Raw genomic sequence first — 14,320 nt, 5'->3', positions numbered from 1 at the left:
AGCGGCCTGCTGACGGACGTGGAGGCGGCCACCGAGATCCGGCTGTTCGGCATCGGCGCCGGGAGACCTGCTGCTGGCCGGGCCGCTGGGCACGGCCGAGCACCTGGTCGGCTGGATCAGGGGCGAGGTCACCCGGACGCTGCTCGACGGGCCGGGGGAGCGGGCGGTCCTGCTGGTGGCGCCCGCCGCCGGGCCCGAGCCCGACGCCGACCTGTTCAGGGTGGCGCGGCTGGTGTGGCAGTACACGCCCGTCCGGTGGGTGGAGGTGGCGCTGACGGGCGGTGAGCCGGACGTGGACGAGGGCGTCGAGCGCTGCCGGCGGCTCGGGGCGGACGACGTCGTCCTCGTGCCCGCCTCCTTCGTGCCGGCGCCCCGGCGGGACAACGTGCGCACGGCGGGCCCGCTCCTCGGACCGGCCTCACTCGCCGCGCTGGTCCGCGCACGGGTGGCCGAAGCGGAACGCCGGTGGAGCGACGACGGCGACGACGGGCTGGAGCCCGCGGCCCCCGGGCACGGCCACGGCCACGGGCACGGGCACGGCCATGAGCAGGATCACGGTCATCTCCGGGAGATCCACGTCGGGTGATGGCGGACATGAAAGGAGAGGTCCATGTCGGATGACGCCTACATGTACGGCGAGGGCGATATCGAACTGAACGCCGGTCAGCCCAGGGAGACCATCCTGGTGCAGAACACGGGCGACCGCGCCGTCCAGGTCGGTTCGCACTTCCATTTCTTCGAGACCAACCGGGCGCTGAGATTCGAACGCGACAAGGCGTTCGGGAAACGGTTGGACATCCCGTCGGGAACCGCGGTCCGATTCGAGCCCGGAGACACCAAGGAAGTGACGCTGGTCGAGTACGGCGGCGGGTTGCGGCTGGTGGGGTTCGGGGGCCTGCTCAACGGCAGCGTCCGGTCGAGCGAGGCCCACCGCACGGCGCTGCGGCGGATGCACAAGCGCGGCTATCTCGACGAGCCGGTCGAGCCGCCGAAGAAGACGTCCAGGAAGACGAAATCCTCCCGTTCCGGGAAGAAGGGCTGAGCCGCCATGACCACGATGAGCCGTCAGCAGTACGCGTCCATGTACGGCCCGACGGTCGGCGACCGGCTCCGCCTCGGGGACACCGACCTCGTCGTCGAGGTGGAGAAGGACCACACCGAGGGGCACTACGGGGACGAGGCCCAGTACGGCGGCGGCAAGACCGCCCGCGACGGCATGTCGGCCGACCCGGCGTCGGGGCGGTCGGTCGCCCTGGACCTGGTGATCACGAACGCGGTGGTCCTCGACCCGGTGCTGGGCGTCGTCAAGGGCGACATCGGCATCAAGGACGGGAAGATCGCCGGAATCGGCAAGTCGGGCAACCCGCACACCCAGAACGGCGTCGACCGGCGTCTCATCATCAGCGCGACGACCGAGGTGATCTCCGGCGAGAACCTCATCGCCACGCCCGGCGGGATCGACACCCACGTCCACTTCATCACGCCCCAGCAGGCCCAGCACGCGCTGAGCAACGGGATCACGACCCTGGTCGGCGGCGGCACCGGTCCGGCGGACGGCAGCCGCGGCTGCACCACCACCCCCGGCCCGTGGAACATCTCCCGCATCCTCCAGGCCTACGAGGACATCCCGATCAACATCGCCGTCTACGGCAAGGGCAACAGCAGCCTGCCGGGCCCGCTGGAGGAGCAGATCGCCGCGGGCGCCGCCGGGCTGAAGGTGCACGAGGACTGGGGCGCCACCCCGGCCGTCATCGACTGCGCGCTGTCGGTCGCCGACGAGCTGGACATCCAGATCAACATCCACACCGACACCCTGAACGAGGCCGGCTTCGTCGAGGACACCATCAACGCGATCAACGGCCGCGCGATCCACACCTACCACTCCGAGGGCGCGGGCGGCGGGCACGCCCCCGACATCCTCCGGGTGACCGGCGAGCCGAACGTGCTCCCGGCCTCCACCAACCCGACGCTGCCCTACACCGCCAACTCGGTCGACGAGCTGCTGGACATGACGATGGTCTGCCACCACCTCAGCTACGACGTGCCCGAGGACGTGGCGTTCGCCGACAGCCGGGTCCGCGCCGAGACGATCTCGGCCGAGACGGTGCTGCACGACCTCGGCGTCATCAGCATCATCGGCTCGGACTCCCAGGCGATGGGCCGGGTGGGAGAGTCGTTCACCCGCGCCTTCCAGGTCGCCCACCACAACAAGGACAAGAGGGGCGCGCTGCCCGAGGACTCGTCCCGCAACGACAACTTCCGGGTGCTGCGCTACCTGGCCAAGCTGACCATCAACCCGGCCCGCGCCTCCGGGATCGCGGACACGATCGGCTCCCTGGAGGACGGAAAGCTCGCCGACATCGTGCTGTGGCCGGTCCACTCCTTCGGAGCCAAGCCGTCCATGGTCGTCAAGGGCGGCATGGTGAGCTGGGCGCAGATGGGCGACCCGAACGCGTCCCTGCCGACGCCGCAGCCCGTCTACTACCGGCCGACGTACGGGGCCTTCGGGAGGGCGCTGTCGAGCACCTGCGCGACCTTCATGTCCGGCGCCGCGATCGAGGCGGGCGTGCCCGAGCGCCTCGAACTGAAGCGGCTGATCCGGCCGGTGCGCCAGTGCCGGACCGTCGACAAGCGCCACATGCTCCGCAACTCGACGCTCGCCGAGATCAAGGTCGATCCGGAGACCTACAAGGTGACGGTGGACGGGGAGCCCGCGCACATCGAGCCGGCCACGAAGCTGCCGCTGAACCGGCTCTTCTTCCTGGCATGAGCGCACGTCCGGCCACCGCGGACCTGGATTCGCTGCTGGCCCAGTTCCAGCTCACCGACTCCGGCTTCCCTAGCGGGATGTACACGCTGTCGCACGGTCTGGAGGGGTACGTCCAGCTCCAGATCACCGGGCCGGAGAACCTGCGCGAGCTGCTGACCGACCTGCTGGACAACGCGGTCGGCCCGGCGGACGCGGCCGCCCTGGTCCTGGCGCACCGCGCGGCCCGCGCGGCCGGCTGGGACGAGCTGGTCCGCGTCGACCGGCGGCTGCACGCGATCAAGCTGAACCGCGAGCAGCGGGCCGCCTCGACCCGGACCGGACGGCAGGTCCTGGACACGGCGGCCTTCGCGTTCCCGGCGCCCGAGACCGCCCGGCTGGCGGAGCTGGTGGGAGACAGGACCACGCCGGGCAACCACGCGGTCGTGGTCGGCGCGCTCTACGCGGGGCTCGGCGTGTCCGCGGCGCACGCGGTCGCCGCCGACCTGTACGCCTTCGCCGCGAGCTGGACGGCGGCGGCGGTGCGGCTGGGGCGCACCGACTTCCGCCGCGCCCAGCGGCTGCTGTGCGAGGTCCGCCCGGACCTCGCCCGGGTCGCGCGGGCGGCGCTCGCCGTCCGCGACCCGCGGGAGCTGCACGGCTCGGTGCCCGTCGCCGACGTCGTCTCGGCCGCGCACGAGCGGGCGGAGGCCCGCCTGTTCGTCACCTGATCCGTTGAAACGAAGGAGGCGGGATGGAGCTGGACAAGGTCTTCAAGGTGGGCATCGGGGGCCCGGTCGGAAGCGGCAAGACGGCGCTGATCGAGGCGCTGGTGCCGAGGCTGCGGACGCTGGGCCACGAGATCGGCGTCATCACCAACGACATCTACACCCAGGAGGACGCCGAGCACGTCCGCCGCACCCTGGCCGGGACGCTCGACCCCGAGCGGATCGTGGGGGTCGAGACGGGCGCGTGCCCGCACACCGCCGTCCGCGACGACCCGACCATGAACCTGGCGGCGGCGGCCGAGATGCTCGACCGCTTCCCCGAACTCGACCTCCTGCTGTTCGAGAGCGGCGGCGACAACCTCACGCTCACCTTCAGCCCGGCGCTGGCCGACGTGTACATCTTCGTCCTGGACACCGCCGAGGGCGAGAAGATGCCGCGCAAGCGCGGCCCCGGCACCACCGACTCCGACCTGCTGGTCATCAACAAGATCGACATCGCCCCGTACGTCCGCACCGACCTGGGGGTCATGGAACGGGACGCGCGGGCGGTGCGCGGCGAGGGCCCGGTCGCGCTGACCGACTGCCTCGCCGGCACCGGCGTCGCGGAGGTCGTCGACTTCATCGAGGCGCGGGCGGGGGCGGCGTGTACCTCGCCGGTGTAGGGGCGGCGGGCGGCGCAGGGGGGACCGACCGCCTCTCGCCCGAGCGGTACCTGCCCCGCTGGGTGCCCGAGCCCGTGCGGCGGCACGCCCGCGCCGTGGACATGCTCCCGGCCGGCAGCCCCGGCAAGGTCGGCGTCCTCGACCTGGAGTTCGAGCTGGTCGGCGACCGGACGGAGCTGACCGGCCACTACCAGAAGGCGCCGCTGCACATCACCCGCCCGCTCCGCCCCGATCCCGGGGCGCCGGACCTGCCGTACGTCATGCTCATGTCGTCCGGAGGCGGTGTCCTCCAAGGGGACCGCTACCGCGTCGACGTCTCCTGCGGTGCGGGGGCGTCCGTGCACGTGACCACCCAGGGCGCCACCCGGCTCTACCGGATGGAGCAGGACTACGCCACGCAGCTCGTCCGGCTCGCGGTGGGCCCCGGCGGCTACCTGGAGTACCTGCCGGACACGACGATCCCCTTCGGGGGCGCCCGCTTCTACCAGCACATCGCCGTCAACGCCCCTCCCGACTCCACCGTCCTGCTGGGCGAGACGCTGCTGGCCGGCCGGCTCGCCCGCGGGGAACGGCACGCCTACACGGCGTACTGCAGCGACGTCGAGGTGCACGACACCGCGGGACGGCTGCTGTTCGCGGATCCGCTCCACCTGGTGCCAGGGGAGCGGGCGGTGACGGGCCCGGCGGTGATGGACGACTTCGGGGTCCTGGCGTCCCTGTACGTCGTCACCGGTCGGAGACCCGCGCAGGCCGTGGCGGACACGATGCACGAGGCGCTCGCCCGCACGGGGCTGCGGGCCGGAGCCAGCGTCCTGCCGGGAGACCGGGGCGCCTGGGCGCGCGTCCTGGGGGAGCGGTCGCCCGAGGTCGAGAACGCCTTCATGCACGTCTGGGATGCCGTCCGCCGGCTGCTGCTCGGCGTGCCCGCCCCCGACCGGCGCAGATGGTGACACCGGCCATGGGGGATCCGCGAAGGCGGGCCGGGCGGCTGCTCCGCCGCGAGGCGGCCGAGGCCACCGTCCTGGACCGGCGCGGGAAGGGGCCGCCCCGCCACCCGGGGATCAGGCCGCGCGCGCTCCTCGACGTCGCGATCGGAGGGGCGGTCGGGGCGCTGGCCCGTGACCTGCTCATCAAGGCGATGCCCGGGGCGCGGCACGGGTTCCCCTGGGGGACCCTCCTCGTGAACATGCTCGGTTGCCTGTTCATCGGGATCCTGACGACGTACCTGCTCAAGGGCAGGCCGCACCCCGTCGCCCGGCCGCTGCTGGTGACCGGGTACCTGGGAGGGTTCACCACGTTCTCCCACCTCATCGACGGCGTGCACGCCCTCGGCCGCGCCGGCGCCTGGGACCAGAGCGCCGTCTACGCGGTGGTCAGCGTGGTGGGCGGGTGGATCGCGGTCGCCGCCGGCCTCTGGGGCGGAAGGCTCCTGCCGTACCGCGCCGCAGGACCGGAGGGCGGCGCGCCGACATGATCGCTCTGCTGGTGCTCATCGGGGGAGCGTGCGGCGCCATGCTGCGCTTCGTCCTCGACACGGCGGTCAAGAACCGGTTCGGGAAGGCGTTCCCGTGGGGGACGCTGACGGTCAACCTCCTCGGCACGGGAATCCTGGGCGCGCTGCACGGCGTGACCACGAGCGCGGGACCCGACGGCCTGGTCGGCACCGGTTTCTGCGGGGCGCTGACCACGTTCAGCACCTTCGAGCTGGACACCGTCCACCTCTTCCAGGACGGGCAGTACGCCAGGGGCGCGGCGAACGTGCTCCTCTCCCTGGGGCTGGGCATCGGCGTGTTCAGCCTCCTGTACGCCGCCTTCCAAGCGGTCTGACGCGGGCCGTCCCTGCCGATGGGCGCCACGCGGGCCGCTGCCGGGAACTGGCTGAGCCGGGCCCTCGCGCCGTCCAGGGAGCCCTTGCCCTGGCTCGGCGCCGCCCGCGCGGCGGTCGCGTTCGGCACGGTGACCGCGGTGGCGCTGGCCCTGGACGAACCCCGCGCCGGACTGCTCGCGGCGGCCGGCATGGTGCTGGCGACGATGCGGCCCGACATCGGCCCCTACCGGTCGAGGGCGCTCGGCCTCGCCGCCTCGCAACTGGCGGGCGCGGCCGGCCTGGTCGTCGGCCAGTTCGCCCACGGGCACGGCTGGGGGACGGTCACGGCGACCACGGCGGTCGCGCTGTTGTCCGGGCTGGTCAGCTCGATCGGCACCATCGCGTCGGGGGCCTCGCTGGCGCTGCTGTTCATGAACGTGATCGGTACCGGCCTGCCCGGGCCCGGGGAATGGTGGCTCCCCCCGCTCTTCCAGCTCGCGGGCGGAGCCTTCTACATCGTCCTGGCGGTGCTGAGCTGGCGGCCGTGGAGGCACCGCCCCGGCCCCGAACACCGGGCCGTCGCCGACGTCTACGGCAGGGCCGCCGACCTGGTCGACGCCGCCCCCCATCCGGGCGGCGCCCGGACGGCGCTCAGCATGGCGGTGGACACCGCCCAAGACGCGCTGATGTGCCATCGCGTCCGCGACAAGAAGCACTGGGGCGAGGAGACGCGTTGGCTGGTCGCCATGCTCAACGCGGCCACGCCCCTGCTGGAGGCGCTCACCCTGCTCATCCGGTCCGCGCGGCCCGCGCCGCCGGGACTGGCCGAGGCGGTGCGGCGGATCGCGGACGCCGTCCGGAGCGGGAACCGGGACGCGGGGACCGCGCCGTTCCGGGGGGACCCGGCCTTCGCCCGGCCCGTCGAGTTCGCCCGCCTGCGGCTGTCGGAGGCGCACCCCGAGGACCCCGACTGGCTCGGGCTGCCGAGACCGCTGCCGGCCCGGGCGTACCGGGCCGCCCGGATGGCCCTCACCTCCGCTGCGGCCTGGCGGTACGGGCTCCGGCTGGCCCTGTGCATGGCGATCGCCTCGGCGTTCGTCGAGTTCCCGGGCGTGCTCCACGACCTCTGGATCCCCACGGTGCATTCCCTCTGGCTTCCGCTGACGGTCGCCGTGGTCCTGAAACCCGACTTCGGCTCGGTCTTCGTCCGGTCCCTGCTGCGCGCGGTCGGCACGGTCGCGGCGGCCGTCCCCACCCTGCTGGTGCTGGTGGCCGTCCCGCGCGGCTGGGCCGCGGTCCCGCTCGCGGCGCTGTTCGGCGGGCTGATCCCGGTGCTGAAGGCACGGTCCTACGCGATGCGGACGGTCGCGGTCACCCCCCTGATGCTCTTCCTGTTCGACATGACCTCGCCGCAGCCGTCCGACGAGCTCGTGCTGGCCCGCCTGTCCGACACCCTCCTCGGCTGCCTGATCGTCATGGTCTTCGGATACGCCCTCTGGCCGTGGAGCCGCCGGGTCCGGATCGGCGAGCGGTTCACCGCGGGGTTCGGGGCGCTCGCCGACTACCTCGACGAGGCCTTCACCGGCCCCCGGAACGTCCGGGCCCGGGACCGGAGGGCCCTGCACCGCAGCCTCGACGCCGTCCGGGCCGACCTGCGGGAGGTGCAGTCCGAACCCCCGCCGGCCGGCCGCGCGGGCGCCGCCTGGTGGCCGGTCCTGGGCGCCCTCGACGCGCTCGTGGACACCGTCACCGCCGCGTCCGTCAAGGTCCGCGGGGGCGCCGAGCCGCCGCCGCGGCGGGCGGCCCGGGCCATCTCGGCGGATCTCCGGGAGATGGCGGCGGCGGTGCGCGACGGACGGCCGCCGCGGACACCGCGCCTGCCCGGCCCGTCCGGCGAGGGCGTCCTCGGCGAGGCGGCCGTCCAGATCCGCCGTCTGCACAGGACCCTTCCGCTGTGACGGCCGGGCGCGTTCACCCGATCCGCAGCTCCGTGTCGAGGCCCTCGGCCTCCTCGCGGGCGCTCGGGCGGAAGGCCAGCAGGACGTCCACGACCTTGCCGATGACGTAGGTCAGCACGAAGCTGTAGCAGCCGACGGCGAGAATGGCGACGATCTGCTTGCCGAGCAGGGAGATCGAGCCGCCGTAGACGAGGCCGGCGGTGGGGCTGCCGTACTTGCCGGTGGCGAAGAACCCGAGCAGGACCACGCCGACGATGCCGCCGGCGCCGTGGATGCCCACGACGTCCAGGGTGTCGTCGTAACCGACGGACGTCTTGACCTCGACGGCGTACGTGCAGACGACGGCGACGACGATGCCGAGCACCGTCGCGCCGAACAGGTTGACGTATCCGCAGGCGGGGGTGATGGCCACCAGGCCGGCGAGCGCGCCGGTCGTGCCCCCCAGCCTGGAGAACCGCCCGAACCGGGCCCGCTCCAGCAGCATCCAGGCCAGCATCGCGACGCACCCGCACATCATGGTGTTGACCACGGCGTTGGCCGCGAGGGCGCCGTCCGTCAGCGCCGATCCGCCGTTGAACCCGAACCAGCCGAACCACAGCAGCCCCATGCCCGCCATCACCAGCGGGATGTTCTTCGGCTCGGGGGGCCCCTCCCTGCGGAAGCGCAGGCCCGGCCCGAGCACCAGCGCCAGCGCCAGGCCCGCGATGCCGGAGTTGAGTTCGACGACCAGGCCGCCGGCGAAGTCCAGCGCGCCCCACCGGTTGATCCAGCCCCCTTTGGAGAACACCCAGTGGGCGACCGGCAGATAGACGAGGGTCACCCAGACCACGCCGAAGACCATCCAGGGCCCGAGCCGGACGCGGTTGGCGACCGAGCCGCTGATCAGTGCGAGCGTGATGATCGCGAAGACCAGCTGGAACATCGAGAACACGTACTCCGGGATGACGCCCCTCAGGACCGACGGGGTGGTCTTGAGGAACTGCCACCTGCCCCAGCCGATGAGGCCGGCCCCTCCCACGTCGTCGCCGAACGCGAGGCCGTACCCGTAGGCGAACCAGACGACGGTCACCACGGCGATCGAGACGAAGCTCATGTAGAGGACGCTGACGAGGTTCTTCGCCCGGACCATGCCGCCGTAGAAGAGGGCGAGTCCCGGCGTCATGAGCAGCACCATGGCGAAGCTGACGAGCACCCATGCCGAATCGCCGGTATTCAACCCAAAACTCATGCATCAACTCCTGGCTTAAGGCGACACCATTGAGGTATGGGCAGCGGCGAGCATGTGAAACGCTCCGGAGGAGTGCCTCCGGACAAATTTAGATAGGTCGGCCTTTGCCTTCGTTTACCAGGCCGAACTTTTTCTGGGGCGTCGCCGGGGCGGCCGGTCGCGGTGTGGTCGCGGCGCCCGATGATCATCGCGTGCGGCTCCAGTCCGTGGACGCGGTGGGGCCGCGCACAGGTCACGACGAAGCGACCGGAACGGTAGAAAACCGATAAAAACATGTGCTTGAGGGGAGGACCGGGCGCTGTTAGCTTCACCCGGTGGACCACATGCGTGCACAGGCGGAGGCGATCGAGGACTTCGCGGCGGTTCTACGAGAACTGCGGGAATCGGTCGGCAACCCGCCTTTCCGTGAGATGTCCGGAAGGTCGGGGGCGATCTCGCACACGACGTTGCACGAGGCCACGAAGGGCAACCGCCTTCCGAGCTGGGGGACCACCGTCGAGTTCGTCAAGGCGTGCGGCGGGGATCCGGCCGCGTACCGGGAACGCTGGGAGAGGGCGAACCAGGCGGTCAGGTCGGCGAACGCCGAGAGGCCCGCGTCCGCCGCGCTCGAAGCCTCCGTCCCGAAGACGGCGGAGGCCCAGGCCCTGCACATCGCCCTGGAGCCGCCGGGGCCCTCGGAGCATGACGAGACCTCGGCTCCCCGGTCCGCCGCGCCGGTGCCCGGGCATGGCGCGGGGGACGTGCGGGCGCTCTACCCGGCCCCGAAACGCCGGGGAAGATACCGGTTGAGCAGCCCGGGCGCGGTGGCGCTGGCGGCGGCGGTCATCGGTACGTGGGCCGTGGTCCTCATCGTGGTCGACCACGACTCCGGCAAGGACGGCATGGAGGAGTACGGGAACCGGGCGAAGAACGCGCTCACTCCGGCCGACTGCCCGGTGCAGCCGACCAACCCGGCGCCGGCCTCGCCGAGGCACAAGGGCGACGCCGCCAGCTTCGTCGCGGACATCACCCTGCCCGACTGCACGCGCGTCGGCGCCGGCCAGAACATCACCAAGGTCTGGCGGCTCAAGAACACCGGAACGGTCCCATGGGACGACTACTCGCTGCGCCGCCTCGACCTCCCGCAGAAGGCCGGCGACTGCCAGACCATCTCCGACGTGCCGATCGCCGACACGGAGCCGGGCCGCACGGTCGACGTCCGCGCCGAGATCACCACGCCGCGGAAGCCGGGCTTATGCTACGTGCGGTTCAAGATGGTGGACGGTGAGGGAAAGGTCGCGTTCCCCGGAAGCCGTCCGGTCAACTTCCAGGTCATCGTCGAGGGACCGTAGCCCCCGCCGCGAGGGGCACGGCGGGGGCCGGTCGAACGGTCGGGGGATCAGGAGAGCGTGATCCCGGTGTAGTAGGCGTTGAGGATCCTGGAGTAGCTCCAGCCGGCCTCGGCCTTGTCGCGGGAGCCGTACTGCGACATCCAGTCCCCGGTGACCCAGCCGCCGCACGCCGTCGTCGTGGAGCAGTAGTGGGCCTCAAGGATCTTCCCGCCGCGGGTCATGCGGGTGTCCCACGTCGCGTCCACCGCGGCGCTCGTCGACGCCGTCGCGGATCCGGGCTTGTAGACCTGGCTCGACGTGGTGTCGTAGACGTCGAAGCACTGGCCGCCCGACGTCGTGCGGGTCGAGTGCAGCGCCCAGTACCAGCCGTAGCTCTTGACGGCCATCGCGCCGGCCTTCAGGGACTCCGCGGGCCAGCTCGGCACCCACTCGTTGGGCAGGACGTCCTTGACGTAGCTCTTGAACGTCACCCGGTCGACCCGGCCGAGCGACACCCGGTACACCAGGATCGTCGATGGGAGCCTGCTGTCGGTGCCGTCGGTCTTGCAGCCGGTCGGCGGCGGCGTCGAGCCCAGGAACTGGTGGGAGGCGTTCTGGTTCTTGAGGGTGGCGTTCAGGTTGCCCTTGGCGCCGGCGCTGAAGTCCTGGTAGCTGCCGCCGTAGTTGCTGTTGTAGTAGACGCGGACGGTCTTGCTGGTGTTGTTCCAGACGGAGGCGGCGTTGTTCTTGACGCACAGGCCTTTGCCGTTGCCGTCGCCTTTGAAGTCGTAGCAGGAGGGCTGTGTGGTGCCGTAGTCGGCGATGGATCCGGTGAAGTCCGAGATCGAGCCCTGGTTGTCGCTGTTGTAGTAGTAGCAGAACTCGCCGCTGTCGCACTTGCCGTCGCGGGCCGCGGCCGAGGCGGGGGAGGCGGGGACGAGGGCGATCCCGCCGAGCGCCGTCGCGGCGGTCGTCGCGGTGACCCGCGAGATCAGCCGCACGCTTCGTTTCGACACAGTCGTCTTCCCCTCTGGTGGAGGCCGCTGCGCTCTATCGGACGTTGTAGCCCTGGGAGTTCCAGAACGTGGTCGGGTTCGGGTTGTCCAGGGTCGGGTCGTTGACGCTCTTGGCCGCGTGCGTCTGCTGCCCGAGACGCATCTCGACGTGGGTGTGGGCGCCCGAGCTGGACGACACCCCGTGCCACGACTCGTCGGCGATGACCTGGCCGCGGCTGATCGACTGCCCCACGCTCAGCGAGGACCGCGGAGCGGAGTGCAGGTAGATCACCGTCTTGTCGAGCGAGGCGTTGTAGACGGAGATGGTGGAGAGCCCCGAGCTGCCGGTGGCCCCGCGCGCGATGTAGATGATCTTACCGGCGACCAGGGCGTGGACGTCGGAGCCGATGCCGCGGGCGATGTCGATGCCCTCGTGCCGTCCGGGCGTGGTGGTGTAGCCGTCGAAGCCGCAGGTGATGCTCCCGCCGCTCGCCGCGTACAGCCCGTACGACATGTTCGTGCGCGCCGACGGCGAGAACTCGTGGGAGGCGTTCTGGTTCTTGAGGGTGGCGTTCAGGTTGCCCTTGGCGCCGGCGCTGAAGTCCTGGTAGCTGCCGCCGTAGTTGCTGTTGTAGTAGACGCGGACGGTCTTGCCGGTGTTGTTCCAGACGGAGGCGGCGTTGTTCTTGACGCAGAGGCCTTTGCCGTTGCCGTCGCCTTTGAAGTCGTAGCAGGAGGGCTGTGTGGTGCCGTAGTCGGCGATGGATCCGGTGAAGTCCGAGATCGAGCCCTGGTTGTCGCTGTTGTAGTAGTAGCAGAACTCGCCGCTGTCGCACTTGCCGTCGCGGGCCGCCGCCGAGGCGGGCAGGACGTAGACGGACGCGACCCCGCCGAGCGTGACCGCGCCGGTCGCCGTGGCGGTGAGGGCCTTGGTGAGCTTGTTCATGCCGTTCTCTCCTTCGGTTCTCTTGTCAGGGGGTACGGACGGGTCAGGTGCGCTGGTACTCCTCCCAGGTGCGGATGGTCACCTTCGGGCCGTCGTCGGGGCCGCGGCCGGAGAGGCCGTCCAGGCCGAGGTAGTAGTCGCCGGTCTGGTGCTGGGCCTGGCTCGAGAGGTCGGTGTCGCTGATGGCGGCGGCGTGGATGTGCCACGGCCAGTCGCCCTGCGCGGGGCTGCGCACCCATGCGGCGAAGCCGACACGGCGCAGCGTGCGGGCGACCGCGGTGCGGGTGGCGGAGTCCATCCCCTGCACCGAGACGTCCACGACGCCCCCGCCGTCGTGGGTGCCCGCGGAGGTGGGGTCGCCGCCGGGGTTGTAGGAGCCCTGGTCCAGCACGAGATCGCGGCCGAGCAGCCGCTCCGCCTCGGCCAGCATGCTCCGCGTCCGGGTGTTGACGACGGCCCCGTCGGCGGGCACGCGCGCGCCCGGTTCGATGACGTCGGCGACGGTGAAGCGTCCGGTTCCGAGCTTGGCGAGCGACGTCTTGCCCGGCAGCCCGTTGGCGGCGAGACCGGTGTAGCCGAGCGACTTCTGGTACTTCGCGTAGGCGGCGACCGTGGTGGTGCCGAAGTAGCCGTCCACCCACGCGGCGTCGAGCAGGTTCCGGTCGCGCAGTGCCTGCTCGACCAGGAGCACGCTGGCCTTGGCGCCCGGGGTGAGCGTGTCGTCCGCCCGCCGCGGGTCGATCTGGGCGGCCTTGACGGTGGCCTCCATGTTCACGCTCGGCAGGGCCCGGACGCCGGGCGCCTGGCCGCCGGCCGCCCGGGCCGCCGGCGTCTCGGCCGGGCCGGTGAACGAGGTGAGCAGGGTCGCCGTCACGACGGCGGCGGCGTACGAAGGCAGCTTCATCGGGTCTCCTGGGGAGGGGACTGGGCGCAGAGCCCGCGGCGGATTCCACGGTCGCCCGGCTGCTCACGTGTTCACAAGAAGATCGTTGTTGTCAGTCTGTCCGCCAGGAGATTCCGTACAGACGTAGACACGATCTGACAGACGGGACGCCCGGCTCGGAAGGCCCCTCCGGGGCACCGGGAGTCAGGAAACGGAAATCGTTGCGGGACGCTGATCGCGGGGAAGAATGCGATGCATGACGCGGACTGTGACTCTGCCCGGCGGCGGCGCGCTGCCGATGATCGGTTTCGGGACCTGGCAGCTGCGGCCCGAGGCGGCGTACGCATCGGTGCGGGAGGCGCTGGAGATCGGCTACCGGCACGTCGACACCGCCACGCTGTACCGCAACGAGGCGGACGTCGGCCGGGCCCTGAAGGACAGCGGCGTCGACCGGGAGGAGGTCTTCGTCACCACCAAGCTGCGCCCGCAGGACGCGCGGGACGCCCGCCGCACCCTGGAGACTAGCCTCCGCCTGCTCGACACCGGCTACGTGGACCTCTGGCTGATCCACTGGCCGACCGGCGGGGACGAGCTCGTCCCGACCTGGCGGGCGCTGCTGGACGCCCAGGACGCGGGACTGGTCCGCCATGCCGGGGTGAGCAACTACAGCCCGGCGCTGATCGACGGCCTGACGGAGGCCACCGGGCGGCGGCCGGCGGTCAACCAGATCTCGTGGAGCCCGGCGCAGCACGACCCGGCGCTGCTGGACGAGCACCGGCGCCGGGGGATCGTGGTCGAGGGCTACAGCGGTCTGAAGAACACCGACCTGCGCGACCCCGTCCTCACCGGGATCGCCCGGCGGCTCGGAGTCACGCCCGCCCAGGTCGTCCTCCGCTGGCATCTGGAGCACGACATCGTGATCCTTCCGAGGTCGTCGCGCCGGGAGCACATCGCCGCCAACTTCGACCTCGAAGGGTTCGCCCTCACGGACGAGGACGTCGCCGCCGTCGACGCCCTCGCCCGAGACGCCTGACCGGCCCGCCCCCCGCGAGCGGAG

14 protein-coding genes and 1 pseudogene are annotated in these 14,320 nt (G+C 71.6%); 11 read left to right on the top strand and 4 right to left on the bottom strand.

The window, feature by feature from the left end:
- Nucleotides 1–175: 175 nt before the first annotated feature.
- The 9 genes and pseudogenes from AB0C69_RS23285 to AB0C69_RS23245 all read left to right on the top strand — a co-directional run bounded on the left by AB0C69_RS23285 (nucleotide 176) and on the right by AB0C69_RS23245 (nucleotide 7,901).
- Nucleotides 176–586, top strand: a complete 411-nt coding sequence (locus AB0C69_RS23285) for a CbiX/SirB N-terminal domain-containing protein (protein WP_360356810.1) — start codon at nucleotides 176–178, stop codon at nucleotides 584–586.
- Between the two features lie 24 nt (nucleotides 587–610).
- Nucleotides 611–913, top strand: a pseudogene (gene ureB / locus AB0C69_RS23280) (urease subunit beta); the annotation flags it as partial.
- Between the two features lie 135 nt (nucleotides 914–1,048).
- The gene (ureC, locus tag AB0C69_RS23275; protein ID WP_345179441.1) at nucleotides 1,049–2,770 is read left to right on the top strand and encodes an urease subunit alpha; all 1,722 of its coding nucleotides are present in this window, start codon (nucleotides 1,049–1,051) and stop codon (nucleotides 2,768–2,770) included.
- Entirely contained in the window at nucleotides 2,767–3,477 is a 711-nt protein-coding gene (locus tag AB0C69_RS23270; protein WP_360356806.1) for an urease accessory UreF family protein, read from the top strand. The genes ureC and AB0C69_RS23270 overlap by 4 nt, the downstream gene beginning before the upstream one ends.
- 23 nt (nucleotides 3,478–3,500) lie before the next feature.
- Nucleotides 3,501–4,136 (top strand): urease accessory protein UreG, encoded by a 636-nt coding sequence (ureG, locus tag AB0C69_RS23265; RefSeq protein WP_360356803.1) that lies wholly within the window; start codon nucleotides 3,501–3,503, stop codon nucleotides 4,134–4,136.
- Nucleotides 4,118–5,086 (top strand): urease accessory protein UreD, encoded by a 969-nt coding sequence (locus AB0C69_RS23260; protein WP_360356800.1) that lies wholly within the window; start codon nucleotides 4,118–4,120, stop codon nucleotides 5,084–5,086. Before ureG ends, AB0C69_RS23260 begins: the two co-directional genes overlap by 19 nt.
- 8 nt (nucleotides 5,087–5,094) lie before the next feature.
- Nucleotides 5,095–5,610 (top strand): CrcB family protein, encoded by a 516-nt coding sequence (locus tag AB0C69_RS23255; RefSeq protein ID WP_360356797.1) that lies wholly within the window; start codon nucleotides 5,095–5,097, stop codon nucleotides 5,608–5,610.
- Nucleotides 5,607–5,963, top strand: coding sequence for a fluoride efflux transporter CrcB (crcB, locus tag AB0C69_RS23250; protein WP_360356794.1), 357 nt, complete (start codon nucleotides 5,607–5,609; stop codon nucleotides 5,961–5,963). The genes AB0C69_RS23255 and crcB overlap by 4 nt, the downstream gene beginning before the upstream one ends.
- 18 nt (nucleotides 5,964–5,981) lie before the next feature.
- Nucleotides 5,982–7,901 (top strand): FUSC family protein, encoded by a 1,920-nt coding sequence (locus tag AB0C69_RS23245; protein WP_360356791.1) that lies wholly within the window; start codon nucleotides 5,982–5,984, stop codon nucleotides 7,899–7,901.
- A 13-nt stretch (nucleotides 7,902–7,914) separates the two neighbouring features.
- Here AB0C69_RS23245 and AB0C69_RS23240 read toward each other — a convergent pair whose 3' ends face one another.
- Complete coding sequence (locus AB0C69_RS23240; RefSeq protein WP_345179427.1) at nucleotides 7,915–9,129, bottom strand: ammonium transporter; 1,215 nt, start codon at nucleotides 9,127–9,129, stop codon at nucleotides 7,915–7,917.
- Between the two features lie 323 nt (nucleotides 9,130–9,452).
- On the opposite strand from AB0C69_RS23240, the gene AB0C69_RS23235 reads away from it, so the two are divergent.
- On the top strand, nucleotides 9,453–10,460 hold the full coding sequence (locus tag AB0C69_RS23235; RefSeq protein ID WP_360356813.1) for an NBR1-Ig-like domain-containing protein: 1,008 nt from the start codon (nucleotides 9,453–9,455) through the stop codon (nucleotides 10,458–10,460).
- Between the two features lie 47 nt (nucleotides 10,461–10,507).
- Here AB0C69_RS23235 and AB0C69_RS23230 read toward each other — a convergent pair whose 3' ends face one another.
- From AB0C69_RS23230 to AB0C69_RS23220, 3 genes are read right to left on the bottom strand one after another with little or no spacing between them, the layout of a single operon-like run.
- Nucleotides 10,508–11,455, bottom strand: coding sequence for a peptidase inhibitor family I36 protein (locus AB0C69_RS23230; RefSeq protein WP_360356787.1), 948 nt, complete (start codon nucleotides 11,453–11,455; stop codon nucleotides 10,508–10,510).
- A 34-nt stretch (nucleotides 11,456–11,489) separates the two neighbouring features.
- A complete protein-coding gene (locus AB0C69_RS23225) occupies nucleotides 11,490–12,380 on the bottom strand; it encodes a peptidase inhibitor family I36 protein (RefSeq protein ID WP_360356785.1) in 891 nt (296 codons plus the stop codon).
- A 43-nt stretch (nucleotides 12,381–12,423) separates the two neighbouring features.
- Nucleotides 12,424–13,284 carry a peptidoglycan-binding protein gene (locus tag AB0C69_RS23220; protein ID WP_353833051.1) on the bottom strand — a complete coding sequence of 287 codons (861 nt, stop codon included), beginning with the start codon at nucleotides 13,282–13,284 and terminating at the stop codon, nucleotides 12,424–12,426.
- 235 nt (nucleotides 13,285–13,519) lie between these two features.
- Between AB0C69_RS23220 and AB0C69_RS23215 the strand changes: the two genes are divergently transcribed.
- Nucleotides 13,520–14,296: an aldo/keto reductase gene (locus tag AB0C69_RS23215; RefSeq protein WP_360356783.1), complete on the top strand. Its 777-nt coding sequence runs from the start codon at nucleotides 13,520–13,522 to the stop codon at nucleotides 14,294–14,296.
- Nucleotides 14,297–14,320: the final 24 nt, after the last annotated feature.

The sequence above is a fragment of the Actinomadura sp. NPDC048032 genome, assembly GCF_040653175.1.
Lineage (GTDB): Bacteria > Actinomycetota > Actinomycetes > Streptosporangiales > Streptosporangiaceae > Spirillospora > Spirillospora verrucosospora.
This window is presented reverse-complemented; position numbering and strand designations above follow the sequence as displayed.

Excerpts from the sequence above, each read along its gene's own strand:
- ureC (WP_345179441.1), top strand. The coding sequence starts at position 1,049 with ATGACCACGATGAGCCGTCAGCAGTACGCGTCCATGTACGGCCCGACG.
- AB0C69_RS23270 (WP_360356806.1), top strand. The coding sequence starts at position 2,767 with ATGAGCGCACGTCCGGCCACCGCGGACCTGGATTCGCTGCTGGCCCAG.
- ureG (WP_360356803.1), top strand. The coding sequence starts at position 3,501 with ATGGAGCTGGACAAGGTCTTCAAGGTGGGCATCGGGGGCCCGGTCGGA.
- AB0C69_RS23255 (WP_360356797.1), top strand. The coding sequence starts at position 5,095 with ATGGGGGATCCGCGAAGGCGGGCCGGGCGGCTGCTCCGCCGCGAGGCG.
- crcB (WP_360356794.1), top strand. The coding sequence starts at position 5,607 with ATGATCGCTCTGCTGGTGCTCATCGGGGGAGCGTGCGGCGCCATGCTG.
- AB0C69_RS23245 (WP_360356791.1), top strand. The coding sequence starts at position 5,982 with ATGGGCGCCACGCGGGCCGCTGCCGGGAACTGGCTGAGCCGGGCCCTC.
- AB0C69_RS23240 (WP_345179427.1), bottom strand. The coding sequence starts at position 9,129 with ATGAGTTTTGGGTTGAATACCGGCGATTCGGCATGGGTGCTCGTCAGC.
- AB0C69_RS23235 (WP_360356813.1), top strand. The coding sequence starts at position 9,453 with ATGCGTGCACAGGCGGAGGCGATCGAGGACTTCGCGGCGGTTCTACGA.
- AB0C69_RS23225 (WP_360356785.1), bottom strand. The coding sequence starts at position 12,380 with ATGAACAAGCTCACCAAGGCCCTCACCGCCACGGCGACCGGCGCGGTC.
- AB0C69_RS23220 (WP_353833051.1), bottom strand. The coding sequence starts at position 13,284 with ATGAAGCTGCCTTCGTACGCCGCCGCCGTCGTGACGGCGACCCTGCTC.
- AB0C69_RS23215 (WP_360356783.1), top strand. The coding sequence starts at position 13,520 with ATGACGCGGACTGTGACTCTGCCCGGCGGCGGCGCGCTGCCGATGATC.